At 62.4% G+C, this 25,852-nt stretch carries 24 protein-coding genes; 10 read left to right on the forward strand and 14 right to left on the reverse strand.

The genetic code is table 11. The annotated features are described in order from the left end of the window. Positions 1–24: 24 nt before the first annotated feature. Positions 25–1,224 (forward strand): MFS transporter, encoded by a 1,200-nt coding sequence (locus tag JFU48_RS26380; protein ID WP_201138158.1) that lies wholly within the window; start codon positions 25–27, stop codon positions 1,222–1,224. Here the strand turns inward: JFU48_RS26380 and JFU48_RS26385 are convergent. Beyond that, positions 1,221–1,766, reverse strand: coding sequence for a cytochrome b (locus tag JFU48_RS26385; RefSeq protein WP_201138159.1), 546 nt, complete (start codon positions 1,764–1,766; stop codon positions 1,221–1,223). The genes JFU48_RS26380 and JFU48_RS26385 overlap by 4 nt on opposite strands. Further along, positions 1,763–2,857 (reverse strand): catalase family peroxidase, encoded by a 1,095-nt coding sequence (locus JFU48_RS26390; RefSeq protein ID WP_201138160.1) that lies wholly within the window; start codon positions 2,855–2,857, stop codon positions 1,763–1,765. Before JFU48_RS26390 ends, JFU48_RS26385 begins: the two co-directional genes overlap by 4 nt. 157 nt (positions 2,858–3,014) lie before the next feature. On the opposite strand from JFU48_RS26390, the gene JFU48_RS26395 reads away from it, so the two are divergent. Both JFU48_RS26395 and JFU48_RS26400 read left to right on the forward strand, forming a co-directional pair. Continuing rightward, positions 3,015–3,521 carry an RNA polymerase sigma factor gene (locus JFU48_RS26395; protein WP_003223683.1) on the forward strand — a complete coding sequence of 169 codons (507 nt, stop codon included), beginning with the start codon at positions 3,015–3,017 and terminating at the stop codon, positions 3,519–3,521. Continuing rightward, positions 3,518–4,273 carry an anti-sigma factor family protein gene (locus JFU48_RS26400; RefSeq protein ID WP_201138161.1) on the forward strand — a complete coding sequence of 252 codons (756 nt, stop codon included), beginning with the start codon at positions 3,518–3,520 and terminating at the stop codon, positions 4,271–4,273. Before JFU48_RS26395 ends, JFU48_RS26400 begins: the two co-directional genes overlap by 4 nt. Positions 4,274–4,396: 123 nt before the next feature. Here the strand turns inward: JFU48_RS26400 and JFU48_RS26405 are convergent, their stop codons facing one another. From JFU48_RS26405 to JFU48_RS26435, 7 genes are all read right to left on the reverse strand, one after another. Then, positions 4,397–5,368, reverse strand: coding sequence for a Csu type fimbrial protein (locus tag JFU48_RS26405; RefSeq protein WP_003223679.1), 972 nt, complete (start codon positions 5,366–5,368; stop codon positions 4,397–4,399). After that, the gene (locus JFU48_RS26410; RefSeq protein ID WP_201138162.1) at positions 5,365–7,722 is read right to left on the reverse strand and encodes a fimbria/pilus outer membrane usher protein; all 2,358 of its coding nucleotides are present in this window, start codon (positions 7,720–7,722) and stop codon (positions 5,365–5,367) included. The genes JFU48_RS26405 and JFU48_RS26410 overlap by 4 nt, the downstream gene beginning before the upstream one ends. Positions 7,723–7,979: 257 nt before the next feature. Further along, positions 7,980–8,768, reverse strand: a complete 789-nt coding sequence (locus JFU48_RS26415; protein ID WP_103486222.1) for a fimbrial biogenesis chaperone — start codon at positions 8,766–8,768, stop codon at positions 7,980–7,982. A gap of 34 nt (positions 8,769–8,802) precedes the next feature. Next, complete coding sequence (locus tag JFU48_RS26420) at positions 8,803–9,303, reverse strand: Csu type fimbrial protein (protein ID WP_003223672.1); 501 nt, start codon at positions 9,301–9,303, stop codon at positions 8,803–8,805. A 4-nt stretch (positions 9,304–9,307) separates the two neighbouring features. Further along, positions 9,308–9,844 (reverse strand): Csu type fimbrial protein, encoded by a 537-nt coding sequence (locus tag JFU48_RS26425; RefSeq protein ID WP_201138163.1) that lies wholly within the window; start codon positions 9,842–9,844, stop codon positions 9,308–9,310. A 20-nt stretch (positions 9,845–9,864) separates the two neighbouring features. Beyond that, the gene (locus tag JFU48_RS26430) at positions 9,865–10,398 is read right to left on the reverse strand and encodes a Csu type fimbrial protein (protein WP_201138164.1); all 534 of its coding nucleotides are present in this window, start codon (positions 10,396–10,398) and stop codon (positions 9,865–9,867) included. A 104-nt stretch (positions 10,399–10,502) separates the two neighbouring features. Then, a complete protein-coding gene (locus tag JFU48_RS26435) occupies positions 10,503–11,024 on the reverse strand; it encodes a spore coat protein U domain-containing protein (protein WP_201138165.1) in 522 nt (173 codons plus the stop codon). A gap of 286 nt (positions 11,025–11,310) precedes the next feature. Between JFU48_RS26435 and zapE the strand changes: the two genes are divergently transcribed. Both zapE and JFU48_RS26445 read left to right on the forward strand, forming a co-directional pair. Next, the gene (zapE, locus tag JFU48_RS26440) at positions 11,311–12,432 is read left to right on the forward strand and encodes a cell division protein ZapE (RefSeq protein ID WP_201138166.1); all 1,122 of its coding nucleotides are present in this window, start codon (positions 11,311–11,313) and stop codon (positions 12,430–12,432) included. A gap of 215 nt (positions 12,433–12,647) precedes the next feature. Next, positions 12,648–13,961, forward strand: a complete 1,314-nt coding sequence (locus JFU48_RS26445) for a protein kinase (RefSeq protein WP_201138167.1) — start codon at positions 12,648–12,650, stop codon at positions 13,959–13,961. 123 nt (positions 13,962–14,084) lie between these two features. On the opposite strand, the gene JFU48_RS26450 is transcribed toward JFU48_RS26445, so the two are convergent. Continuing rightward, the gene (locus JFU48_RS26450) at positions 14,085–14,789 is read right to left on the reverse strand and encodes a YebC/PmpR family DNA-binding transcriptional regulator (protein ID WP_003223660.1); all 705 of its coding nucleotides are present in this window, start codon (positions 14,787–14,789) and stop codon (positions 14,085–14,087) included. Between the two features lie 221 nt (positions 14,790–15,010). On the opposite strand from JFU48_RS26450, the gene JFU48_RS26455 reads away from it, so the two are divergent. Then, complete coding sequence (locus JFU48_RS26455; RefSeq protein WP_201138168.1) at positions 15,011–16,396, forward strand: type VI secretion system Vgr family protein; 1,386 nt, start codon at positions 15,011–15,013, stop codon at positions 16,394–16,396. Positions 16,397–16,922: 526 nt separating this feature from the next. On the opposite strand, the gene JFU48_RS26460 is transcribed toward JFU48_RS26455, so the two are convergent. Further along, a complete protein-coding gene (locus tag JFU48_RS26460; RefSeq protein WP_201138169.1) occupies positions 16,923–18,314 on the reverse strand; it encodes an FAD-dependent oxidoreductase in 1,392 nt (463 codons plus the stop codon). A gap of 70 nt (positions 18,315–18,384) precedes the next feature. Beyond that, a complete protein-coding gene (locus JFU48_RS26465) occupies positions 18,385–19,710 on the reverse strand; it encodes an MFS transporter (RefSeq protein WP_201138170.1) in 1,326 nt (441 codons plus the stop codon). A 269-nt stretch (positions 19,711–19,979) separates the two neighbouring features. Here JFU48_RS26465 and JFU48_RS26470 point away from each other — a divergent pair, with 269 nt between their 5' ends. Further along, complete coding sequence (locus JFU48_RS26470) at positions 19,980–20,852, forward strand: LysR family transcriptional regulator (RefSeq protein WP_201138171.1); 873 nt, start codon at positions 19,980–19,982, stop codon at positions 20,850–20,852. A 96-nt stretch (positions 20,853–20,948) separates the two neighbouring features. Here JFU48_RS26470 and JFU48_RS26475 read toward each other — a convergent pair whose 3' ends face one another. Continuing rightward, positions 20,949–21,809: a LysR substrate-binding domain-containing protein gene (locus JFU48_RS26475; protein ID WP_103486579.1), complete on the reverse strand. Its 861-nt coding sequence runs from the start codon at positions 21,807–21,809 to the stop codon at positions 20,949–20,951. 113 nt (positions 21,810–21,922) lie between these two features. On the opposite strand from JFU48_RS26475, the gene JFU48_RS26480 reads away from it, so the two are divergent. The 3 genes from JFU48_RS26480 to JFU48_RS26490 all read left to right on the forward strand — a co-directional run bounded on the left by JFU48_RS26480 (position 21,923) and on the right by JFU48_RS26490 (position 24,751). Further along, entirely contained in the window at positions 21,923–23,032 is a 1,110-nt protein-coding gene (locus JFU48_RS26480) for a 2-aminoethylphosphonate--pyruvate transaminase (RefSeq protein WP_201138172.1), read from the forward strand. Between the two features lie 145 nt (positions 23,033–23,177). Continuing rightward, positions 23,178–24,005 carry a phosphonoacetaldehyde hydrolase gene (gene phnX / locus JFU48_RS26485; protein WP_003223652.1) on the forward strand — a complete coding sequence of 276 codons (828 nt, stop codon included), beginning with the start codon at positions 23,178–23,180 and terminating at the stop codon, positions 24,003–24,005. Between the two features lie 197 nt (positions 24,006–24,202). After that, positions 24,203–24,751, forward strand: coding sequence for a cytochrome b (locus JFU48_RS26490; RefSeq protein ID WP_103486576.1), 549 nt, complete (start codon positions 24,203–24,205; stop codon positions 24,749–24,751). Between the two features lie 160 nt (positions 24,752–24,911). Here JFU48_RS26490 and JFU48_RS26495 read toward each other — a convergent pair whose 3' ends face one another. Continuing rightward, complete coding sequence (locus JFU48_RS26495; protein WP_201138173.1) at positions 24,912–25,838, reverse strand: 1-aminocyclopropane-1-carboxylate deaminase/D-cysteine desulfhydrase; 927 nt, start codon at positions 25,836–25,838, stop codon at positions 24,912–24,914. Positions 25,839–25,852 lie beyond the last annotated feature (14 nt).

Here is a 25,852-nt window from a genome sequence, read left to right on the forward strand (position 1 = left end):
TGAAACCCAAAAAGGAATCAGGGCATGCAATCTCAACCTCTCAAAAGCAGCGTGGTGCTGCTGTTCGCCATCGCCTGTGGATTGGCCGTAGGCAACGTGTATTACGCGCAGCCGCTGCTGGACGCCATGGCCGAAGCCTTCGCCATGTCGCCAGCCACCATCGGCATCGTCATCACTCTGACGCAGATCGGCTATGGCATCGGTCTGGTGTTGCTGGTGCCACTCGGCGACCTGCTCAACCGACGCCGGCTGATCGTCACCCAGACCCTGCTCTCGGCCGCCGCGCTGTTGATGATCGCGCTGGCGCCCAGCAGCGTGTGGTTGTTGCTCGGCATGACCCTGACCGGCTTGCTCGCGGTGGTGACGCAAGTGCTGGTGGCGTACGCCGCGACACTGGCGATCCCGGCGCAGCGCGGTCGCGTGGTCGGCGTGGTCACCAGCGGCATCGTCGTCGGCATTCTGCTTGCTCGCACGATTGCCGGGGCCATGGCTGATCTGGCGGGTTGGCGCGCGATCTATCTGCTGTCTGCGGGTCTGACGCTGCTCATGGCGCTGCTGCTGTTGCGCGTATTGCCCAAGGATGAAGCCGCGCAGCCCGCGAGCCGTTACGGCGCGCTGATCGCTTCGGTGTTCAGCCTGTTCCGGCAAGAGCCGGTGCTGCGCCAACGGGCAATCCTCGCGTTGCTGACCTTCGCCAGCGCCATGGTCCTGTGGACGCCGATGGTACTGCCGCTGGCTGCCCCGCCGCTGTCGTTGTCGCACAGTGAAATCGGCCTGTTCGGCTTGGCCGGCGCCGCCGGTGCACTCGCCGCCGCGCGTGCCGGACATCTGGCTGATCGCGGCCTCGGCCAATGGGTCAGTGGTCTGTCGCTGCTGCTGATGCTCGCTTCGTGGCTGCCGATCGCCCTCACCCAGTCCTCGTTGTGGGCGCTGTTGCTGGGGGTGATCACCCTCGATCTGGGCTTGCAGGCCGTGCATGTCACCAGCCAGAGCATGATCTACAGCGTGCGTCCCGAAGCGCAAAGCCGCCTCACCGCCGGCTACATGCTGTTCTATTCGATCGGCAGCGCACTGGGTTCGATTACCTCGACGGCGATGTACGCCTGGGCTGGCTGGACCGGCGTGTGTCTGCTTGGCGCCGCTATCAATGCAGTGGCGCTGGGTTATTGGTGGCTGACCCTGAGAAGTGGCGCACCCCAGCGGTGCGCCACACAAGCGGGTTAATCGCGATCGCGACCGCGCAACATGCTGTCGAGCACCTCGTCGCGGCGCACCCAACCATGGAACAGCGCCGCCGCCAGGTGCAACAGCACCGTCAGGAACAACAGGTACGCCAGATAGCCATGTGTCTTGCGCAGCAGGGCAAACACTTGCGCATCGGCCGGCAGGATCGACGGCAATTGCAGGGTATTGCTGAGCATCACCGGCTCACCCGACGCACTGATCATCGCCCAACCGAGCACCGGCAGCACCAGCATCAACGCGTACAGCAACACATGCGAAGCCTTGGCCGCCATCACCTGCCAGCCTGGCAGATCGGCCGGCAGCGGCGGCTGTCGGGTAGAAAACCGTACCAACAGGCGCACAACCACCAGCAGCAGAATCGCGATCCCCAGCGGTTTATGCAGATGAATCAGCCATTCATGCCGCTGTGAAACCGAAGTGACCATGCCGGCGCCAATGAACAACATGGCGATGATCATCAGCGCCATCAGCCAGTGCAGCAGCCGCGCCAACAGCGCGAAATGAGTCGGTTGCGTGCTCATGGGCGAGCCTCCTGACGGGCGGCGGGCAATTGGCTGACTTCGCTGGTTCGCCGCAGATAGGAATCGGCGTAACCGGCGGAACGCGCGGCGAGCAGCGGGTCGTCGGAGCCTTCGATACCAGCCGGCAGTACCAGCGGATCGTAGTTGATGTCGCGACATTCGCCGCTGAGCTGCGGCTGAGTCTTCTCCAGCACCAGCGTGCCGGCGTTGATCACCTTGCGGCCCTCGGGCCAGGCTTTGCTGGCATCGTTCACCGGATCACCGGGGTTGGCCAGGGTGATATTCAACTGCCAGCGCAACGGCCCTTCGGCCAGACGTTGCACCAGATCCTTCTCGAGAAAATCCGCACCCTCCGGCGCCGCTGCGCCAGCGGCATCACGCGCCAGTGGCGTGACACTCCAACGCACCGCCTGCTTCTGCCCGCTGGCGTTGACCAGATAGAACGCATTCACACTGTTGTAGGTTTCAGTGGCATAGCTGGCCGACGGTTTGGCGGTCTTCACCCACGTCAGAAACGGCACGGCTTCCGGGTGGGCGGCGAAGAATGCCGGCACTTTCGACGGGTCCGGTTTACCTGTGGCCGGATCCGGCGACTGTGCCTGCTGCAACTGGTAGAACGCCTCGGGAGTGCCGACCGGGAACACCGGCATGCTGTTCATCCCGGTGCGCCATTGCTGACCATTGGCTTGAGTGAAACGCAGCGCCAGACTGCGGATCGGCACGCTGCTGTCCGGGGCGTAGGGATTCCCCGCCGGCAAGGCGAAGCGCCCGACTACCGGAGTCTGCGCCTCGTTGAACACCTGCGCGGCAGAAAGCGTCCGCGCCTCACCACTGCTTTCGAAATGCCCGATCACGCACACGCCCTTGGCGTGGTTGCGCCGAAACCCGGGATGCACACCGTTGTTTTTCTCCAGCACATCAACCAGCGCCTTGGGCGTCAGACGTTGTGGGTCAAGATTACCGTGCACGTAGGCAAACGCCCCGGCGACAGCGGCAACGACCACGGCAATCGCCGTCAGGCGCAACACTGTGCTCGCGGCACTCAAGGGCGGGCGCGGCGGCCTGCCCGGCGGTGAAGTGCGATCAACCATGAATAACTCCAGGGCCATCGGCCACAAGTAGGAAGAATCAGCAAGACGCACCCCATCGGGATTTATTCCATGGCCCGGTATTTATTTTTCCGAACGTGGAATAACCTCGAACGGCAGACGTCTCCCTAGTCCACAGCGTAGTGACTAGCAGAAATTCATGAGCGAATTCGACGAACAGTTGAGAGAAATCATTCCCAGATTGCGCCGCTTTGCCGTGTCACTGACCCGCAACAGCAGCAGCGCCGACGATCTGGTACAGGCCAGCCTCGAGCGGGCCCTGTCCGGCTGGGGCGCAAAACGCGCCGAGGGTGACGTGCGCGCATGGCTGTTCGCGATCCTCTATCGGCAGTTTCTCGACGCCCATCGGCGCTCACGCCGTTATGCGCGAATGCTCGAATTCTTCACTGGTCGCGACGACGCCGAGCCCTCCACCGAACGCACAGTCATCGCCCAATCCACCTTGCGAGCCTTCGATCATCTGCCCACCGAGCAACGCGCTTTGTTGCTGATGGTCTCGGTCGAAGGCCTGAGCTACAAGGAAGTCGCCGAAATCCTTAACGTCCCCACCGGCACCGTGATGTCGCGCCTGTCCCGCGCCCGCCAGGCCCTGCGCCAGCTCAGCGACGGCGAAATCAGCAGCCCTTCTTTGCGGATACTCAAATGATCAGCATGCCTCCCAGTGAGCGTGACCTGCACGCTTACGTCGACCATCAACTCAACGAGGCCGACCGACGGGTACTCGACGCCTGGCTGGTCAATCATCCGGAAGAGGCTGCGCAGGTTCGCGCCTGGCAGCACGACGCCCAGCTACTGCGCGCGGCACTCGGTGGTGCATTGCAGCAACCGGCCAATCCGGCGCTTGAACCGGCGCTGATCCGCCAGCGTCTCAAGCGTCAGTCGCGACGTCATCTGGCCAGCGCGGCGGTGTTGCTGATCGCGGTCGGCATCGGCGGTTTCAGTGGCTGGCAGGCGCGGGAAATGACCCTCGTACGCTCTTCCACGCTACCGATGACCGATGCCTTGCAGGCCTATCGATTGGTTGCCCAGCAGGGAATTCTGCCAGCGGACTTCAAGGTTGCCAGTGACGGCGACATGCAGCATTGGCTCGACCGCTATTTCACCCGGGCCAGTCGCTTGCCGGATCTGAAATCCGCCGGCTTCGAGCCGGTCAGCGGTCGTCTGCTCAGCACCGATGAAGGCCCGGCGGCGATGGTGGTGTATGAGGATCGCAGCGGCCACAAGATCAGTTTCTACGTGCGACCACCGGGACCTGAAAACACCTTCCTGCCACGCGGCAGCCGCAGCGACGGCGATCTGCAGGCCGATTACTGGTCCGGTGGCGGATACAACTATGCCCTGGTCAGCCCGACGGACTCGCCGGCGGCGCAGGTGCTCAAGCAATCACAACCCTTCTGAATCTGCTGCATACCCCTGTGGGAGCGGGCTTGCTCGCGAAAGCGGTGTGTCATTCAACAATGTTGTCGACTGATCTGCCGCTTTCGCGAGCAAGCCCGCTCCCACAGGGGGTCATCGTATGATTCAGAAACCAACGTCGAGCACCACATTGTCCAGATACGTCCCCGCCGGCGGCGTGGTCTGGTCGGTGTAGATCTTGGCGTTGTAATTGAAGATCTGACTTCCCGTGCCCAAGCCATTCCCCGGATTGACCTCGGCATCGGTACTGGAGCGGCGCGCACTGCCGACACTGCCCCAACGAGTGGTGCCGGCGCTTTTGAAGATGTCGTAGGCCAGATAATTGCTCCCGGAAATCATCCGTCGTCGCCCGCCGACACTGAGCGGATTCTGCCCGTCGCTCAAACCGACCGTGTAGGCACTGCCCTTGGTACAGGCCAGATTGATCGTCTGCCCGGTCACCGGGGTAAAGGCGCTGATCACCGGTGCGCTGCCGAAGGCAATGTTCGGCGCGGTAATCGTGCAGTCGTTGGACACGGTCAGGTTCACGGTCAACGTCGCGGTACCGCTATTGATGTCGCGCCCCAGACAAACACTGCCGATACCGATCCCGGAGCAGTAATTCCAGTTCCAGAAAATGCTCAGGGTTTCCGTATAGACCCCGGCGGCGACGTTGCTGCCAATGGTCGTGCCCAGATACAGCGGCACGGTTTTCGGGGTGGTGCCGTTGAGCAGTCCCAAGGCATCGATGATGCCGTTACGCGCGAAGTCATAGGCGGTGCCGCGAGTCACCGGATAGCTGGTGCTGTTGTTGGCGTAGATCGTGTAGCCGATGACGTCGCCGGTCGGCCCGAGCAAGCCGCTCTGGGTCGAGGTGATGGTGGCGTAGAAATGATCGTTGCTGGTCAGCAATGACAGCAGCGAACCGGTACAACTCAACCCGGCGTTGAGCGTGGAACTGGGCTGCGTCGTGGTGCGCACGGCAATCGAGCTGATCGAACCGAACGCTGCCGGCGTGGTGCTGACCACCGAGCACAGGGCCTGCGCCGCCCCCGGCAGCAGCAACGCCAGACACAGGCAGACTCGGGCACCGATCATTGGCACACCAGCGGGCCGATCAGCGGCACTTGGCTTTGCTGCGTATCCACGTCGAATCGGGCCTTGCAGGTCTTGCCGTCGGCCAGTGTCACCTGCAACGAATTCTGTGCCTGCAGGTTTTCCAGATAGACCAGACCATCCCAGCCCACCACCGTGCGCGTACCGCTCTGTTCGTGCAGCACACCCGCCCCCAAAGGCAGTTCGCGTTGCTGCGCATCCACCAGCACGATGCTCGCGGCAACCACCCGCGTCAGTGGAAACTCCAGCAGATAGCCGCTGCCACGGCGAACGGCAATGCGCTGTTCGACGTTGGGGCTGCGCACGTTGGCGGGCAAATTCAGCGGATCGATTTCGTATTTGCCACGGTAGTAGGCGCTACTCCACGGCACCAGCAAGTGACCGTTTTTATCGGTCTGACCGACCTGCTGGTTTTCGTAGCGCACCGGAATATCGGCGAAACCGTCGGTGCTGACCACTACAAACGCGTCATCGATGCGATTGGCGGCGAACACTTGCCGGTCCATCCACACCAGCGAGCCACTGGCGTCGGCCCAGCGGGTTTCAGCCTCCGAAGTGCCATAGACACCGGCCTGCAATTGCACCGATTGCAGACGCCAGGTCACGTCGGCCTGACGATAATCCGGGCCGTCACCCTTGGCGTAACCCAGATTGAAGCCGACTCCGCCCTCAGTCGGTACCGAACGGCTGTAATTGACCCGCTGCTGACTCTGCCCGGTCTTGCTGCGCTCGCTGCTGATCGCCAGGCTGCCGCGCAGATCGAACGGAATCACCAGTTGCGCCTGCACCGCCCAGTTGCTGTCGCCAATCTCGCGGTTGGCCGACAGATAGACGCTGCTGTTGCGCCACAGTGCTTTGCTCCAGCTCAGGTTGAGCAACCGCGTGCGCGAATCGTCCGCCGCGCGCACATCGAAATAACCGGCGCCGAGGCTGCCCCAGCGGTCGAGACTGACACTCAGGGTCGCCTGCTCGCTGCGCCGACTGAGGCTGATGTAAGGGCTGTCGATCACGCTCAGGTCGGCGTATTGGTCGCGACGTTGCAGGCGTTGATAGGTAAAGCTATAGCGTTGGCTGCTGTACTGATAACCGAGGCTCAATTGCTGGCCGCCGTCGCCGTCGAAGCGGCTTTGGCTGACCGCGCTGTTGAGTACACCGAAATTGCCCAGGCGCAAGTTGCCGCCAATCCCGCCAAGGGTCAGCGAGTCAGCCGCTTCGGCGTGGCTTTCCAGGGTGAAGCTGTCACTGACACCGTATCGCAGACTGCCGGAAGATACCCCGGTGCCGTAGCTGAAATCTTTCAAGCCGTAGTCGCGGCGCAAGGTACCGGCGGCCACCGAGAAATCGCTCAGGCCTTTTTGCAGCAGGCTGCTGGTGACGTAGAACGGCACCGTGGTCGAGACCTGCCGGCCCAGCGCGTCGGTGGTCACCACCACGGCTTCGCCGGCACCGTTGATGAACGGAATGTTGGTCAACGTGTACGGCCCCGGTTGCAGATCGGTGCTGCTGGACTTGTAGCCGTTGATGAAAAGGTCCACGGAGGATGGCACCGCCGCTTCACCGGCAAATTGCGGCAGCGGATAGGTCACCAGGTCCGGGCGCACGGCAAAATCCCGGGAAAACTGCACACCACCCAGACGCACCGAATTGCTCCACGGTAAGGCGCCACTGATCACGTCACCTGCCTCGTAGGTGAGCATGCGTTCGTCATCGGAATAGCGCCAGGTGCTGTCATAGCGCAGATACCCGTTGTTCAGCGTGCTGGCGGCATCGCCGGACAAGGTGCGTCGGTATTGCCCGGTATTGGACAAGGTGCCCCAGCTGTCGAACAGCCGTACCTCGTTCCACGCCGCCAGATAGGTGCCGCCATCGTCGGTGTCATTGAGGTACAGGTCATAGTTGAGCAGCGCACCAAAACTGCTCAGCGCCGGGGTGCGCGGGTAGTTCTGCCGATTGCCGATCAATTGCTCTGGCAGCCACTGCGGCGGCACATCGAGCAGCAGGCGCTGGCCGACGCTGTCGTAATCACTGTGCAAGCCCGGCAGGCTGTCGAGATCGACTTCAGCCCCCACATTGTCCGGCAGCTTCATGCCGGTTTCCTGCAGCGCACTGGTCGGCAGAAACAGGCGCCCATCGCGCTGCTGCACCGCCACCACCCGCCCGGTATTCATCTGATTGACCACCAATTCCAGAAACAGCTGTGCATCACTCACGGCCTCCATGCCGCTGGGAGGCGGCGGCAATTCACCGGCCCCGGATGGTTGAACGAACATCAGGCAACAGGCGCCGCCGATGAGCCACAACGGACGCTGAATACGACGAGCCCATCCCGGGCTCATACACGCTTTACGTCCGTCAATGGACTTGATCCTCCTGATGCCACTCTTGCCTGAGCCAGTTATCTTTCTCTGGTTTATTGACGACACGATGCAATCATTGTGGCGAGGGAGCTTGCTCCCGCTCGGCGGCGCAGCCGTCGTCAGAACTGTTTATGCGGACTAACTGACGCTGCGCGCTCGCCTGACTTGGGGCTGCTTCGCAACCCAGCGGGAGCAAGCTCCCTCGCCACACAAGTCCGCTCGGCATGGCTCTCTTTTCAGCGTCCCGGCGCAATGCTCTGCACCTGCGCCCCGCCATTGACCCGCACCTGCAACGCCGACTCACTGGCCAACGGCCCCGGTGCCGGCCAGCGCATCACCGCCCCCGGCAACACGTAACCCAGCAAGCCTTCGGCCAATGGCTTGCTTTGCCCACCTTGTTTGATTGCCACGTCGGTCAGCCGCGCGTGTACCGCGCCCTGGTTGCGCACCTCGACGTACGGCCGACCGTCCACCGCCACCGTGCGCCAGCTCAGCTGCGGCACACCGATACCTTTGGGATCACGCGGGCGCGTGCTGTCCTCCTTGCTCCACAGCCCCGCGCCGTAAGCAAACAACGGCACCGAATAGCGCATCTGGAAGCGGATCGCCGCCGCCGTTTTGCCGCCCTCGGCAGCCGGCGGCTGAGCGGAAGGGATTTCGTCGATGATGATCCGGTAGGCCAGTTCCTGCCCCGGTGGCACATCCTTGGTTCGGGTCAGACGCACCAGTTGTTTCTGCCCCGGTTCGATCTTCGCCACCGGTGGGCTGCCGATCACGTCGCGCTGGTTCTGGTATTGCTCCTCAAAGCCGCTCTGGCTCCAGCCGAACACACGGATCTGCAGGTTGGCGGTTTCCGTGCCACGGTTTTCCAGCCACAACGCACTGGCCTGTTGATCGGCTTCCAGCACCGGATCGATCGGCCAGATCAACACCGAACTGGCGGCCTGCGCACTGCCGCCCCCGAGCATGACCAGTGCCAGCATCGCGCACCGTACAACCCAATGCCCTGACGTAACTGCCCCCATGAACCTGCTCCTTGTCGGCCATCCAAACGTCTACTCACCACGACAGTTGCACCTGCAACACGTCGCTATACGTCCCCCCAGGCTGATTGCCCGGCAATTGCACCTGACCGTAAATCGGCAGGCTGATGTTGTTCGCATCGCTATAGGCCACCGCCACGCTCTGACCGATGCCCAGGCTCTGGCTGTAAGCCGCATCACGAAACAGCGCGTAAGCCACCCGCGCACTGCCGCTGTTGATCTGCATATGGCGGCCGCTGCTGTTGTACTGGCCGCCATCGACGCTCATGTTCAATGTCACTCCGGGCGTGCATTGCAGCTGCACGCCCCCGGTCAGTGCGACTTGCACCGTGCCAGTGGCCAGGGCCGAGTGCGAACCGAAATTCAGCCCGCCGTAATTCGACACTCCGCCGACCACCAGGCACCCCGGCGTGATGGTGGCGCTGACCTGAAAGCTCTGGCTGGTCGCCGCCCCCAGCGGCAGCGGCACACTGCCCGCACAGAGCAGGAGCAGCGCGGCGCAGAGCTGACGGCGCATGGCATCAGAACGTCAGTTGCACGGCGATGGTGTCGGTGTAGGTTCCGGCCGGCAAACCAGCCTTGCCTTTGGCCTGACCGTAGATATTCACCGTCTGCGCCGTACCGGTGCTGGGAGCCAGATTGATCGTGCCGTTGACGGGCAGCAGCGTCGAGAACCCGGAGTCGGTGTACAAGTCGTACGGCACGTAATTGGCGACGCCGTCGTACAGCGCCCGGGCGCCCCCCGTCGATTTTCCGTCATTGGCACCCGCGCCTACCGTGACCGTAGGTGTGGTGCCACTGGAACACAGAATCGACAGCGCTCCGCCGCCACCGCCCAACACCTGTCCGGTGGCGGTGGTGAACAGGCTGTTGGCGGTACCGAAGTTCAACGCACCGAAGTTCAGCCCGGTGGTGCCCCCGGCTCCGTTGACCTGACAACTGCTGGTCAGGATCAGGCTGGAAGTGATCTGGCCAGTAACGGTGGTGGCGGCATTGGCACTGGAAACCAGCGTCATGCCGAGCAATGACAAACCTATCCTTGATGCAAACTTGCGCATGGTGTCCGTCCTCTACGGGGTTACCAGTCGAGCGTCACCGTCAGGGTGTCGGTATAGACCCCTGCCGGAACCGCGCGGGTATTCGCCACCACCGAGCCAAATACCGGGATGGGTATCTGCGCACCGCTGGTGACAGCGAAATTGTGCTGTTGGCCAATGCTGTAGCTCTGGCTGCCGGAAGCATCCAGATAGAGTTGATAAGGGATGGTCTGGCGACCATTGCTCAGGCGCCGGGTATTGCCATCACCGTGGGTACCACCGTTGATGGTGACGGTGAAACCGGTGACCGATGGGTTGCAGGCAACATTGAGTCTGCCGCTGCTGTCAGCGTCGAGACTGGCCTTGATCGGCGCAGTCCAGGTCGGCCCCTGCAGCCCGAAATCGAGGGAGCCGAGATTGCCGACCGGGGTTCCAGGACTGGATCCGTTGGTGACTTCGCACCCGGCAATCAGGATCAGCCGCGCATGTATCTGCCCACTCACCGCCGCCTGTGCGTCGTCAGCGAGCAACAGCAGCGTAGCCGTGGCGATGACCATCCAGTGTTTGCCTGTCATTGCGCCCTTCCTACTCCTTCAGGATGCCTGCGAAACTCGCGTCCATCATTGAACGCCCCTTCCCTGCGCAACCCGCCTCCAGCGGATTGCCTGAAATCGTGTCATCACCACGTCACGGTGACTTTGACCAGATCCGAATACCGACTGACCTGTGGCACCTGCGCCAGGCGCTCGATTCGCCCATACAGCGGCAACTCCACCGTCCCGGTGTCCGGCACCCGACCGCTGACCGGCACGTCCACCACCAGCGGCACCCGCCGCGCCGCGTCCTGATACAGCCGGTAAGGAATCGGTTGGCTCCCCGCCGCCCCCACCAGATAGCGAACCTCGCCGACCCCGCCATGCAGACCGCCGTCGACACGCAGTTGATACGGCGTGTCGGGGTTGCACTCCAGGCGCGGCAAGCGCTGGTTGGTCAGCGCCGCACCCAGTGGCCCGGCCGGATCATCGAGGCGCGCCGCGCTGCCGAAATCCAGTACGCCCAGTTGTTCGATACGCGCCTCGCGCTGCTGGCCGATCAGTTGGCAACCGCGCTGCACGTCAACGCGAACCTCGACCTGAAGCTCCGCCGCGTACACCGAGCCCCCAAGCCACCCGAGCAGGGCCACCACCACACGTGTAATCACTGCCTCATTCCTTGTGAGGGACCACCCGGATGACGTTACTGTGTTTCAGGTTAGCAACGGTCGACGAATCCGCCAGTCGATTGGATCCATGGATCTGCCGGGATATGTTTCGAAAGTTTGGCAACACGGCGAATTACATCGCTGAAAAAAGCTATACGCCCCGCACAAAGTTGTTCAGTTATCGCCCACAGTCGACGAACCGCGATGGAAGCTCGGCGCAGCCTCTGGTTACACTACGTCGCCGCGCTCCCGGGCGCCGGTCTGATGAACACGGAGTGACTGCACAGTGCCCTCTCGAGCGCCCAAACGATCGCCACTGGCCCCGCGCTGGTCGGCGTTGCGCCGCTGGTTCGCCAAAGGCAGGCCAGCCAACGCCGGGCATGACGCCATTGCCCGCTCGATCCACGAATACTTCCGGCAAAAGGCCCATGGTCAGGGCTACACCCTCAGCCACAGCCAGCAGCGGGTGATTGATTGCATGGCGCAGCAGGCCAGCCTGTTGTTCGGCGCCAGCGCGCAAACGCCGCCGAGCCTGTACCTGCATGGTGCGGTCGGACGCGGCAAGAGCTGGCTGCTCGACGGTTTTTTCCAGGCACTGCCGACCACGCAGAAGCAGCGTGTGCATTTCCATGCGTTCTTCGCCCGGCTGCATCAGGGCATGTTCGACCATCGCGAACAGGACGATGCCCTCGCCGTCACCCTCGACGAGCTGTTGGACGATTGTCGGGTTCTGTGTTTCGACGAATTTCATGTGCATGACATCGGCGATGCGATGCTCATTACCCGCCTGTTCAAGGCCTTGTTCCAGCGCGGCATTCTGTTGCTGGTAACCTCCAACTATCCGCCGGAAGGCTTGCTGCCCAACCCGCTCTATCACGCGCGTTTCAAACCGGTGATCGATTTGATCAACGCGCGAATGCAGGTCATGGAAGTCGGCGGCCCCCACGATTACCGCAGTCAGGCGAGCAATCATGCGCATCAGTTGTTCACTCAAGGCCACTATGTGTGGCCGGCCACCGCGACCCAGCGCCAGGCCTTGAACCTGCCGCCGCAGGGTGCGCCGGCCATTGCCTTGCCGGTGGGCACCCGGCACTTTCAGGCACGTCTGTGCGAGGGCCGCACCGTCGGCTTCACGTTCAACGATGTGTGTGAGCAAGCGACGGCGGTGATGGATTATCTGGAACTGTGTCGGCGCTTCGACCGCTGGCTCATCGACGACCTGCCGGAACTGGATGAGTGCTCGATCGCCGCGCAACAACGCTTCATCAACCTGATCGACGTGCTCTACGACCAGGACAAACACCTGACTCTGCTCAGCCGCTTGCCACTGCGCGAGGCGCTCGGCGGCAACGCCATCGACCTGGCCCGGACCCGCAGCCGTTTGGGGCAGTTGCAGGAAATCCACTGAGCCCATTGATCACCATTGTGGGAGCGGGCTTGCTCGCGAAAGCGGAGTGTCTCTGACAAATCACTGATTGACAGGACGCCTTCGCGAGCAAGCCCGCTCCCACCGAGGATCAGGGTGTTGTCCAGGGTCAGATCAGTGCAAATTCCGGCTTTGCCGCTATCATGTCGCCCATTCCGAGCGCTCGGCGCTTCTTTCCCTGGACAGTGAACACCTACATGCACACCCTTGCTCAATTGCGCGCCGGCGAGTTGTCGGGCATTACCCGGCTTGATCTGTCTTGCGGTCTGACCGAGTTTCCCCGCGAAATTTTCGAGCTGGCCGACACGCTGGAGGTACTCAACCTCAGCGGCAATGCCTTGAGCAGCCTGCCCGACGACCTGCATCGCCTGACCCGAATGCGCATTCTGTTCTGCTCGGACAACCACTTCACCGATGTACCAGCCTGTGTCGGCCAATGTACGGCGCTGACGATGATCGGCTTCAAGGCCAACCGCATCAGCCACGTGCCGGGCGCAGCACTGCCGCCGCTGCTGCGCTGGTTGATCCTGACCGACAACTGCATCGAAACCCTGCCGACCGAGCTGGGTGAGCGTCCTTACCTGCAAAAACTGCTGCTGGCCGGCAATCGCCTGCAAACGCTGCCAGCGTCGATGAGCCAATGTCACCGTCTGGAGCTGATCCGCATCGCCGCCAACCGCTTGCGCGAACTGCCGCAATGGTTGCTGACCCTGCCAAGCCTGACCTGGCTGGCCTATGCCGGTAATCCGCTGGAAACCGAAGCCGACGCCGCCGCGCTGGAAGCCACGCCGCTCATCGACTGGTCGGCGCTGCGTCTGGAACAACGCTTGGGCGAAGGCGCTTCGGGGGTGATTTCCCGGGCATTGTGGCAGCGCGCCGACGGCTCGCAGGTGCCGGTCGCAGTGAAGCTCTATAAAGGTGAAATGACCAGCGACGGGTCGCCGCTGCACGAGATGAACGCCTGCATCACCGCTGGCCTGCACCCGAACCTGATTCGCGTGGAGGGCCGCATTCACGATCATCCTGACGGCCAACATGGCCTGGTGATGCAACTGATCGATCCGAGCTTCCGTAACCTCGCGGCATTGCCAAGCCTGGCCAGTTGCTCGCGGGATGTATATGCCGAGGATTGCCGGTTCAGTGCAGAGGTGGCGTTGAACATTGCCCGAGGCATCGCTTCGGCGGCTGAACACCTGCATCAACAGGGCATCACCCACGGCGATCTCTACGGCCACAACATTCTGTTGAACGATCAGGGCGATTGCTTGCTGGGGGATTTCGGCGCGGCGTCGTTCCATGCCACCACCGACAACCTGGAAACCCGGGCGCTGCAACGCATCGAAGTGCGGGCGTTCGGGATTCTGCTCGGGGAACTGCTGACGCGCATCGACTCGGGGTTGAGCGATGAGCGGCGCGAGCGGCTGCAAGCGCTGGAACAGCGTTGCTGTCAGCCGGATGTGCTGGCGCGACCGGGGTTCAGCGAAGTGATCGAGGTGCTGGAAAAGCTGTAACTGACGCAAATCCTGTGGCGAGGGCACTTGCTCCCGCTGGACGGCAAAGCCGTCCAAAAAACAACGACTGCTGCGCAGCCGAGCGGGAGCCAGCGCCCTCGCCACAGTTATCTTTGCAACAGATCAGCCCGCCAGACCAACAAACATGTCCTGCACATCGTCATGGTTGTCGAGGCCTTCGAGGAACGCTTCGACTTCAGCCATCTGCTCGGCACTCAGGCCGCTGACCGGGTTCTTCGGCTGGTAGCCGAGTTTGGCCGACAGCACAGTGAAACCTTGCTCAGGCAGGGCCTTCTGTACGGCGTCGAGGTCGGTCGGATCGGTCAGGAACAGGGTCGCGCCCTCTTCACCCGGTTCGAAGTCCTGGGCACCGGCCTCGATCGCGGCCATTTCCGGATCGGCGTCCGGGGTGTCCGGCGCAGCTTCGATCATGCCGACGTGGTTGAAATCCCAGGCCACCGAACCGGAAGCACCCAGTTGGCCCTTACGGAAGGCCACGCGAATTTCTGCGACGGTGCGGTTGATGTTGTCGGTGACGCACTCGACGATCAACGGAACCTGATGCGGCGCGAAACCTTCGTACGTCACGCGGTGGTACTGCACGGTTTCGCCCAGCAGGCCGGCGCCTTTCTTGATGGCGCGGTCCAGGGTTTCCTTGGGCATCGAAGCTTTCTTGGCCTGTTCGACCACCAGACGCAGGTGTGCGTTGGTGGCGGTATCGGCACCGTTGCGGGCAGCGATGGTGATTTCTTTCACCAGTTTGCCGAAGATCTTGCCCTTGGCATTGGCTGCCGCTTCTTTGTGTTTAACCTTCCACTGTGCGCCCATTACTCACTCTCTTGATCTGTGGCGCCGAGACATCTATTGGCCGACGCGTGGCGCCAAGTTTATACGGCCTAAAGTTGGCAATCGACCAAAAATATTCATTGTTGAATCGACATCTTCACCACACCTTGTAGGGCGATTCTGAAAACCACACTAGCCATGACCATTCGTGCTCGCGTTTTCGTACCCTCTGCCGTCCGTATTGCCCCACAGAGCCCGTACGAATGCTCAATGACAAGGAAAGCCCTTTCACCCTGACCCTGAGTGACGGCCAACTGTGCCTGCCGGTGCTGCGTTTCAGCGGCAAGGAAGCACTGAATCAGCCTTTTCGTTTCGAGATTGATGTGATCGGTCTGGCCCCCGCCCTGCCGCCGGGAAGCCTGCTGCGCCAACCAGCGTTCCTGCGTCTGGGCGTCGATCACGGGATTCATGGCCTGATCCACAGTGTCAGTTGCGAACATCGCGCCAGCCACCGTATCGGCTACCGGCTGACGCTGGTCCCGCATCTGCTGAGTCTGGAGCAGTCGCCGCGGCGCCGGGTCTTCGTGCAAGCGAGTGTGCCGGCGATCCTCGCGCAATTGCTCGGCGAACATGAACTGCCGGCGGACAGTTACCGGATCGAGATGAGCGTCGGCCAATACCCACCAAGGGAATTTTGCCTTCAGTTCGAGGAAAGCGACCTGGCCTTCATGCAACGACTGTGTGAGGAGGAAGGCATTCACTATCACTTCGAACATCGCCCGCAGGGGCATGTCGTGGTGTTTGCCGATGACAACCTGAGCCTGCCGCAGGAACCATTGCCCGTGCCGTTTGCCGTGACCGACGACACGCCGTCGCCGCGCATCAGCACGCTGTTGCAACGCCATGACGCGACACCCGTCATGGCCGCGCACAGCATTCGCAACCGGGGCCAGGAGATCAGCGCCGCAGACGCGGCCAATCACCCCGTGCCCGCGCTTACACCGTTGAACCTGTCGGGCGAACAGCGCCTCGCCGAACAACGCAGCCGTCGCCACCTGCAACGCCAGCGCTGCCAGTCGCGCACGATCCGGGGCAGCTGCGATTGCAGTGCACTGCGCAGCGGCCATCTGTTGCAGATCAGCGGGCACCCGATCAATGCCTTCAACGAACAATGGCTGATCACCGAACTGCACCATCAAGGCCAGCACCCTTCGATTCTTGATCCAACAACGGGTGTGCATCGCTATCAAAACGACTTTACTGCCCTGCCTTGGTCGAGCGATTTCCGCCCGCCTCTGGCACAGCCACGTCCGAACATCGGCGGCTATCACCTGGCGCAAGTGCTGGGATCGCCCGGCCAGCCAGCGCCACTGGACGATCGCGGGCGCATCGGCGTCAGCCTCTGGCCGGCGCAGACCGCTGAGTCTGCATGCCTGTGGCTGCCGATCGCGCTGACCGGCGCCGGCCAACTCGCCGCCCACCAGCTACCCCGCGCCGGCAGTGAGGTGTGGGTGAGCTTCCTCGACAGCGACCCGGATCGACCGATCCTCTGCCTCGCCAACCCGCGTCCCGCACCACCGCGCGAAACGTCGCCACCGCGCGACAGCAGCCTGTTGCTCGATTGGCTGCTCCATGGCGCCGATCCGTAAGCGCCGCAGAGATTGAAATGAGTACAGCGGCCGGAAACTGGTTGGCTGGGAGGGCGCTATCGCGAGCAGGCTCACTCCTACAGTTGGCATAAGTGTGTTCAGTTAGAGAATGGTCGGCTGTCAGGCCGCCATCGCCAGCAGGCTGGCTCCTACAGTTCAGAGAGCGTGCCCCGCATGCGGCGAAGCCGCCCCACTCAACACAATGAGCGTTAGCTCGAGTAAAGCTTTTGATCTCAGGGCCCGTCGGCAGGCTGAGTGGAGGGATTTATCCGGGGGTGGGAGCGCAGCGACCGTTTGGCGCAGCCAAACACAGCGAGAGGAGGTGCAGCGAAGCAAACCGTAGGCGCTGCCCCCCGGATGAATCCCGCAGCGAAGGAACCCGAGCCCAGGCGAGGGCCGAACGTCAGGGTAAAGCCTTTTTGGTTACTTTTTCGGCGTCTGGAAAAAGTGACCCGCCGTAAGGGCGGCCCCCTAAGCAGCCGTTACCGCAGCAACGGATATGCCCCCATAAATCAAAGCCCCCCAATCACCCCTTGTCAGCCTTCCCCGCCGCCGCCGCAAACCTCGCCAACCGCACATCCAGATGCCGCGGCCGCCGCCCATGATCCTCAGCCCGCTCCTTGCGCCGAATCGCATTACGCACCATCAACGACCCCAGATACCGAATCGGCTCCGGCGGAAAATACCCCAACGGCCCATTCACCAATGGCGAACGGGTCCAAGGGTTATCAAGCCCCTGCACCAACGAGGCAAGAATCTGCCCGCCCATGTGACACGGCCCGACACCACTGCCGGAATAACCAAAACCATAAAACACATTGCCACTGGCACTCATCTGGCCAAAAAACGGCAACCCGGTCACCGAACGATCCGACGGCCCATTCCAGGTCGCATCGACCTTGACCTCGGCAAACGCCGGAAAAAACTCCCCAAGGCTGCGCTTGAGCAAATCCGCATAGGGCGACGGCTGATCAAACACCGGCAACATCCGCCCACCAAAAGCGAAGGTGTTACCCCCCTTGCCAAGCATGATCCGGCCGTCCGGCGTGTTGTGGTAGTAGTGCACGAAAATCCGCGAATCGAGCACCGTGACGCCGCTGGTCAAACCGATGTCCTGCAACAGATCCGGGCGTGGCTCGGTGATCAGCATGTCGCTGGAAACAATCGCCACGCTGCGTTCGAACTGCGGAAACGCGCGGGCCATCCACGCATTCATCGCCAACACCACGCGGTCGGCAATCACCCTGCCGTTAGCGGTATGAATCCGCGCCGGGCGCCCTTCTTCCAGGCCGGTCATCGCAGTGTTTTCATGGATCTCCACGCCCAGCTGCAACGCCACCCGGCGCAGGCCGCGCACCAGTTTGCCCGGTTGCACACTGGCAGCTGCCGGCGAGAACCAGCCTTCCAGATGCTTGCTGGAACCGGCCATGCGCTGCACATCGGACGCCGGGCGCTGGGTGAATGAGTTGATGCCGTTGCGCTCCAGTGCTGCGATCACCGCGTCGGTCGAGCCAACCTGCGCCTTGTTTGTGGCGGTGTACAGCGTGCCGTCGAGGCGGTAATCGGCCTCGACGCCGTACTGTTCGCAGAACGCGCCGATGGCGTGGATGCTGCGCTCGGATTCCTTGACCAGACGTACCGCCTCCTCGACGCCGAACAGCCGCTCGAGGGTGAAATACTTGGCTGACCACGACAACGCACAACCACCGTTGCGCCCGCTGGCACCGGCGCCGCAGATGTCGGCTTCGATCAGCAGCACGTCGAGTTCAGGGTTCTGCTGCTTGAGCATGATCGCCGTCCACAACCCGGTGTAGCCGCCGCCGACGATGCACACGTCAGTGCGTACTTCGCCTTGCAGCGGCGGGCACGTCGCGGATGGATCGGCCTGCAAGGCCTGTTCGAGCCAAAACGGTCGCATGGGATTCTCCAGTCAGATGGCCACGACACAGCCTGCCGCGAGCGCCGCAGCAGGCCGCGAGGCAAGGGTTTCAGTTACGCAGGGGTTTGATGGTCAGCGGGCAATTGGGGATGGACGCGCGCGGCTCCATCACCCCGACCGGGCGGCTGTTCCAGTGCGGAATCAGCACCAGCGCCGAGAACAATGCGCAGCCGGCGAAGACGATGAACACCGTCACCGAATCGAAGTAGCCCGGCAGCAATCCGCCGAGCACCGCGCCGACCGAGCCGCAGCCGTTGACGAAACCGGCCGCGGTGGCACCGGCCTTGGCCTTGCCGAAGTCGATGGCCGCCGCGCCGCTGATCATCGAGTCCGGTCCGTACAGGGTCAGGCCCATGACAAACAGCAGCGCCACCACCAGCATCACGCTGCCGGTGTGCAACGCGCCCATGAACAGCGCCAACGTCACGGTCAGCGCCAGCAGGCTGAGGACGCAGGCCGGCATGCGCCGGGCGCCGAACAGTTTGTCCGAGGCCATGCCGATCATGATCGGGCCGAGCAGACCGGCCAGTTCGAACGAGGTGGGAATGATCGCCGCGCCGACCTTGCCGACACTGGGCATCTGTTCGAAGACAATCACCGGGCCCCACAGCAGAATCGCGTAGCGCGCCGGTTTCAGCATGAAATACGCCAGGCCCAGCACCAGCACCGTGCGATTGCGCAGGATTTCCTTCAACGGCTCCCAGACGCTGAGCTTGCTGTTGGCTTCGGTTTCCGCTGCACTGAGTTCCGGCTCCGGCTCCACCGCTGGCAAGCCGACGTCTTCCGGTTTGTTGCGCTGGAATATAAAGAACAGCACCGCCACCGCCGCCACTACCGCCGCACTGGAAATGAACGCCGCGTGCCAGGTGCCCATCAGCGTATACGCCCACCAGCCGGCGAACGGCGAGGCCACCAGACCGCCAAACGCGTAGCAGGAACTCCACAGACCGAGTACCCGCCCACGCTGTTCGGCCGGGAAGAAACTGCCGAGGTTCTTGCACAGCCCCGACCAGCCAGTGGACTGCGCCAGGCCCTGAATCAGCATGCAAGTGGCGAAGATCGGCAGCGTGGCAAAACTACCCATCACCAGTGCCGCGCCAGCGGAAATCAACAGCCCGCCGAGCACCACAACCCTCGGGCCAAAGCGGTCGGCGAGCATGCCCCAGGTGAATTGGCCGATGGCGTAGGCCGCCAGATAGATCGCATCGAGGTTGGCCATGGCCATCTTGTCGAGCATGAAGGTCGGGTCTTCGGCGATGCCCAGTTTGGCCACCGAAAACGCTTTGCGGGTGAAATAGAAAGCGGCGTACGCGAGCCAGGTGACAGCGAAAATCTGCATGCGCCAACGCGCAATAGTGCCGATGTGCTTGCTCATTGTGGTTCTGACCTCAGGGTGTGAGTGTGCCGGCAGAATCGTTAAGTAAACGCCTGTGTTTTTTATTGTTGAGCACTGCGCCAGCGCCCATCCCTGATGGCGATAGCGGTCAGATGAGTCCTGTTGTTGCACGCACAGGCTCATCGCCAACCCTGCTGTCCGAACAGACAGGCAGCGATGGCGTGAGCGGATCAAAGCAATTACTGTTTAATAAATAAAATCGATTTATCGTATTTCACACATAAGCTCAGCTTGTTACTGGAGGCTGCATGTCGGTGTCCCACGCCCAGCTCAAAGCCTTTCACGCCGTGGCTGTCCACGGAAGCTTCACCAAAGCCGCCGAACGGCTTTTTCTCACACAACCGGCGATTTCCGACCAGGTGCGCAAACTCGAGGAACGCTTTGGCGTGTTGCTGTTTCACCGCAACAAGCGTTCGGTGCGCCTGACCGATCTCGGTGAGCGTCTGCTGGCGATTACCCAACGGCTGTTTGTGATCGAGGCTGAAGCACAGGAGTTGCTGCAGGATTCCCGGGCCTTGCAAACCGGCAGCCTGATTCTGGCAGTGGATGCGCCGGTGCATGTGCTGCCGCAGATCGCGCGGTTTTGCGAGCGCTACCCGGGGATCAGCGTGAAGATCGAAACCGGCAACACCGATGAATCGCTGTTTCGCCTGTTCAACTATCAGGCCGATCTGGCGCTGCTCGGGCGCGATGTCAGCGATGAACGTCTGCTGTGCGTGCCGCTGCGCAACGACCCGATGGTGGCGTTCGTCTCACGCCATCACCCCTGGGCCGAGCGTGAGTCGATCTGCCTGGCCGATCTCGACGACACGCCGCTGGTGCTGCGCGAACACGGCTCGGTGACCCGGCAGACCCTGGAAGAAGAAATGGCCCGCGCCGGGTTTCGTATTCGCCCGGCGATTCAGGTCGAGGGCCGGGAAGCCGCGCGTGAGGCGGTGGTGGTGGGGATTGGTGTGGGGGTGGTGTCGGCGGCGGAGTTTGGCGCGGATTCGCGGGTGTGTGCGTTGCCGATTACCGATTGCACCCGGCGATTGACCGAGACGCTGGTGTGCTTGCGTGAGCAGAGTTCGCGGCGGGTGGTGGCGACGTTTCTCGATATGGTGCGCGAGAGTCTTGCGTAAACAGGCCTGACCCCTTCGCGAGCAAGCTCGCTCCCACAGTTGAAATGCATTCCAATGTGGGAGCGAGCTTGCTCGCGAATGACGCGCCGCGAATTGTCAGACTGTCGTCAGACCAAAGAACGCCTGAATCAAGCGCAACTCCCGCCGCCGCTCCATGCACCCGATCATGTGCCGATTGACCAACCCGTCCCCGACAATCGGAATCGCCACCACCCGCGGGTCATGGCTGACTTCCACCGAAGACACCACACCCACCCCCAGCTCCGCCGCCACCGCTTCGGTCACCGCCTCGCGACTGTCGAGCTCCAGCAACACTCGCGGATGCACCGCCGCCTGCATGCAGGCCTGATCAAAGGTGCGCCGGGTGATCGAACTCGGCTCGCGCAGCACCATGATCACCTGATCCAGCTCCTTGAGCTTTACTTCGCCGGCACGCTGCGCCCACGCATGCCCGGCGGGCACCAGCGCGCAGATCCGCGATTCGCTCAAGGCTTGCAGGTGCAGGCCCTTGCGCGGTTCGACCTCGGTCAACACTGCCACGTCCGCATGCTCGGATAGCAGCGCGGCGAGGGTTTCCTGCGCATTGCCCAGGCGCAGATTTACCGTGATCCCCGGATAACGTGCGCGCAGGCTGGCGAGCATCGGCATGACCATGTGCGGACCGTCCGCCGCCACCTCCAGACGCCCGGTGAGCAACTGGCGGTTGGCTTCAAGCATGGTCTGCGCTTCTTCGGCCAGACCGAACATGGCGCGGGTGATCGCCGCCAGTTTGGTGCCTTCCTCGGTCAGTTCCACCCGGCGTGCCGTACGGCGCAACAAGGTGATCTGGTAGTGCTCCTCCAGCGCCTTGATGTGTCCGGTGACCGCCGGCTGGCTGATAAACAAGCGTGCGGCGGCGCGAGTGAAGCTGCCTTCCCGGGCCACGGCGTCAAAGGCACGCAGCTGGAACAGATTCATGAATAATCCTCACTGATGGCTGGCATAACAACAAACAATTTGATTGATGCAACGGCGAATTGCAACGTATGCCCCGTAGCTTCATCCCACAGCGCTTTCGCGAGGACACACGAATGACTACTGCCGCCCCCATCCTGCTCACTCCCGGCCCGTTGACCACCTCGGCGCGCACCCGCCAGGCAATGATGGTCGACTGGGGGTCATGGGATGACCGCTTCAATCAACTGACCGCCAGCCTCTGCGAGCAACTGCTGGCGATCCTCAACGGCGCTGCCACTCACCACTGCGTGCCGTTGCAGGGCAGCGGCACCTTCGCCGTCGAAGCTGCCATCGGTACCCTGGTGCCGCGTGACGGTAAAGTCCTGGTGCTGATCAACGGCGCCTACGGCAAGCGTCTGGCGAAGATCTGCGAAGTGCTCGGCCGCTCGTTCAGCACCTTTGAGACTGCCGAAGACGAACCGACTACCGCCGCCGACGTTGACCGTCTGCTGCGCGCCGACGGCGACATCAGCCACGTCGCGCTGATTCACTGCGAAACCAGCACCGGCATCCTCAACCCGTTGCCGGAGATCGCTGACGTCGTTGCGCAACACGGCAAGCGCTTGATCATCGACGCCATGAGCTCGTTCGGCGCACTGCCGGTGGACGCGCAAAAAGTGCCGTTCGACGCGCTGATCGCCGCCTCCGGCAAGTGTCTGGAGGGCGTGCCGGGGATGGGTTTCGTCTTTGCTCGCAAGGAATCGCTGGCTGCCGCCGCCGGCAACTCGCACTCGCTGGCGATGGACCTGTACGACCAGCACAGCTACATGCAGAAGACCGGCCAGTGGCGCTTCACCCCGCCGACCCACGTGGTCGCGGCGCTGCACGAAGCGCTGCTGCAATACAACGAAGAAGGCGGCCTCCCCGCTCGCCATGCGCGCTACGCCGCCAACTGCCAGGCGCTGATGGAAGAGGTGGGCAAGCTCGGCCTGCGCAGCTTCCTGCCGGTGGCGATCCAGGCGCCGATCATCGCCACATTCCATGCCCCGAAGGACCCCCGCTACCAGTTCAAGGACTTCTACGAACGGGTCAAGGCCAAGGGTTACATCCTCTACCCCGGCAAGCTGACCCAGGTCGAAACCTTCCGCGTCGGCTGCATCGGCCACGTCAGCCCGGACGAAATGCGCCAAGCCGTCGCGGCAGTGGGTGAAGTGCTGCGCGAGATGGAAGTCCTCGAGATCTGAACAACACCCCAATCCCCCTGTGGGAGCGGGCTTGCTCGCGAAAGCGGTTGAACATTCAACATTAATGTCGACTGACACAACGCCTTCGCGAGCAAGCCCGCTCCCACAGTTTTGAACCGTATTGCCAACTCAGGAATTGATTGCCATGAACTACACCAACCCAAGCAAGCTGCAAGCCGCCATCCTCGACTGGGCCGGTACCGTGGTCGATTTCGGCTCGTTCGCGCCGACCCAGATCTTCGTCGAAGCCTTCGCCGAATTTGATGTGCAGGTGTCCATCGAAGAAGCCCGCGGCCCGATGGGCATGGGCAAGTGGGACCACATCCGCACCCTGTGCGATCAGCCGCAAGTGGCCGAGCGTTATCGCAAAGCGTTCGGCCGCACGCCGACCGATGACGACGTCACCGCCATCTACAACCGCTTCATGCCGTTGCAGATCGAAAAGATCGCCGAACACTCGGCGCTGATTCCCGGCGCACTGGACACCATCGCCAACCTGCGTCAGCAAGGGATCAAGATCGGGTCCTGCTCCGGCTACCCGAAACAGGTGATGGACAAGGTCGTGGCACTCGCTGCCACTAATGGCTACGTCGCCGACCACGTGGTGGCTACCGACGAAGTGCCAAATGGCCGTCCATGGCCGGCCCAGGCCCTGGCCAACGTGATCGCCCTGGGCATCGACGACGTCGGCGCCTGCGTGAAGATCGACGACACCGTGCCGGGCATCCTCGAAGGCCGTCGCGCCGGCATGTGGACTGTGGCGCTGATCTGCTCGGGCAACGCGCTGGGCCTGGATTACGCGGGCTACCGTGCGCTGGGCAGCGACGAACTGGCCAGCGAACGCAAACGCATCCACGCGCTGTTCGCCGATTCGCGCCCGCACTACATGATCGACACCATCAGCGACTTGCCGGAGGTGATTGCCGATATCAACAAGCGCCTGGCCAACGGTGAAATGCCACAATCGAGCTGATCGCCGCTGCGTTAAAAGAAAAAACGCCAGTGTCTTCGTGACACTGGCGTTTTTTTATGAAAAAGCAGCACAACACCTGATTCAGCGCATTAAAAGACCGATCAGCATCAGGCAAATCCGTCAAAGCGGATTACAGTTAAAGCATGCCGTCGCACAAGAACGGCACGCAGCGACTCTGATCCGTGAGGAAATACCGTATGCCGTGGACAAGTTCCGAATCCCGCTACAGCACCGTGTCCGTGCTGCTGCACTGGCTGATGCTGGTCCTGTTGATCCTGGTGTATGCCAGCATGGAGTTGCGCGGGATCTTTCCCAAGGGCAGTGGCGGCCGCTCGCTGATTCGCGAAGTGCATTACATGCTTGGCCTGACCGTGTTCGTGCTGGTGTGGTTTCGTCTGGTAGCCCGCAGCATCGGCCCGGCACCGAAAATCTTCCCGGCGTCGCCCCAATGGCAGACCTTGCTGGCGCGGGTGATGCACTGGCTGTTGTACCTGTTCATGATCAGCATGCCGATCCTCGGCTGGCTGATCACCAGCGCCGAGGGGCATCAGGTGATGTTCTACGGCTTCGATCTGCCACTGCTGGTCAATGAAGACAAGGCTTTCGCCAAGCAGGTGGAACACTGGCACGTGTTGATCGGCAACATCGGCTACTGGCTGATCGGCCTACATGCGCTGGCGGGGCTGTATCACCACTATGTGGTCGGCGATAACACCCTGTTGCGGATGATGCCCAAGCGCAATTGAACATTGGTTCAGTGACATGCCCTGTGGCGAGGGAGCTTGCTCCCGCTGGGCTGCGCAGCAGACCCAAATTCTGAAAATGCGGACAGTCAGGCAGAGCGCTGTCGCTGGACTTGCGACGGCTGCGCCGCCGAGCGGGAGCAAGCTCCCTCGCCACATAAGTTCAACTGCAGGAACTGAATCCGCGGCGCCCCTGCAAGCCACCGGTATGCACGAAGATCAGCCGCGTGCCGTGCTCGAATCTGCCCGCTTCAACCTGTTGCTTCAGCGCCAATAACGCCTTGCCGGTGTACAGCGGCTCCAGCGGAACGCCGCTACTGCGCTCAGTGCTGTCGATGAATTCAAGCAACTGTGCATCAACCTTGGCAAAACCACCCCGGCTCGCGTCGAACAGCGCGTAGTCCACCGCAACCTGCCCCGCCTCCTGAACAATCGCCTCAACCTGCGGCGCCACGCCATGATCCTTCGGCACCGCCAGCGCACCGTACACCGGATGCTCTCCCGCCTCGGCGAGCACCAGCCCAGCCAACGTCGTCCCGGTGCCGCAGGCCAGCCACCAGCCGTGATAATCGCTCCAGCCCAATCCGGCCAATTGCGCGTTGACCTGCGCCTTCAGCGCCGCACAACCGAGCGCCCCGGGCAATCCGCCGCCGCCCTCCGGCACCGCATGAAGGTCCGGATACTGTGTCTGCCACGGCTGCCAGAACCCCGGCGCATGCCGATCCCGATAGCCGCCAAACCCCAGCCAGTGCAGCTGCATGCCGAACGCCTGCAAATCTGCAACCGTGGGCGTCTGCTGCGGATGCCCGCGCAACAGGCCGACTGTTTTGAAGCCCAGACGTTTGCCCGCCGCTGCGAGCGCATGCAGATGATTGGAATGTGCGCCACCAAGACTGATGATGCCTCGCGCCCCGGCGCGATCGGCGGCCTTGAGGTGCTCAACGAGTTTGAACCACTTGTTGCCACTGATCAGCGGGTCGATCCGGTCCAGACGCAGGATGGCGACCTCGATACCGGCGGTGCTGAGCCAGTCGAGCTGAAGTCGTTCGAGGGGGGCTTGGGGTAGCCAGTTGGCGGGAGGGAGAAGCATGGGCGACTGATCAT

This window comes from Pseudomonas sp. TH49 (genome assembly GCF_016650625.1).
Classification (GTDB): Bacteria; Pseudomonadota; Gammaproteobacteria; order Pseudomonadales; family Pseudomonadaceae; genus Aquipseudomonas; species Aquipseudomonas fluorescens_H.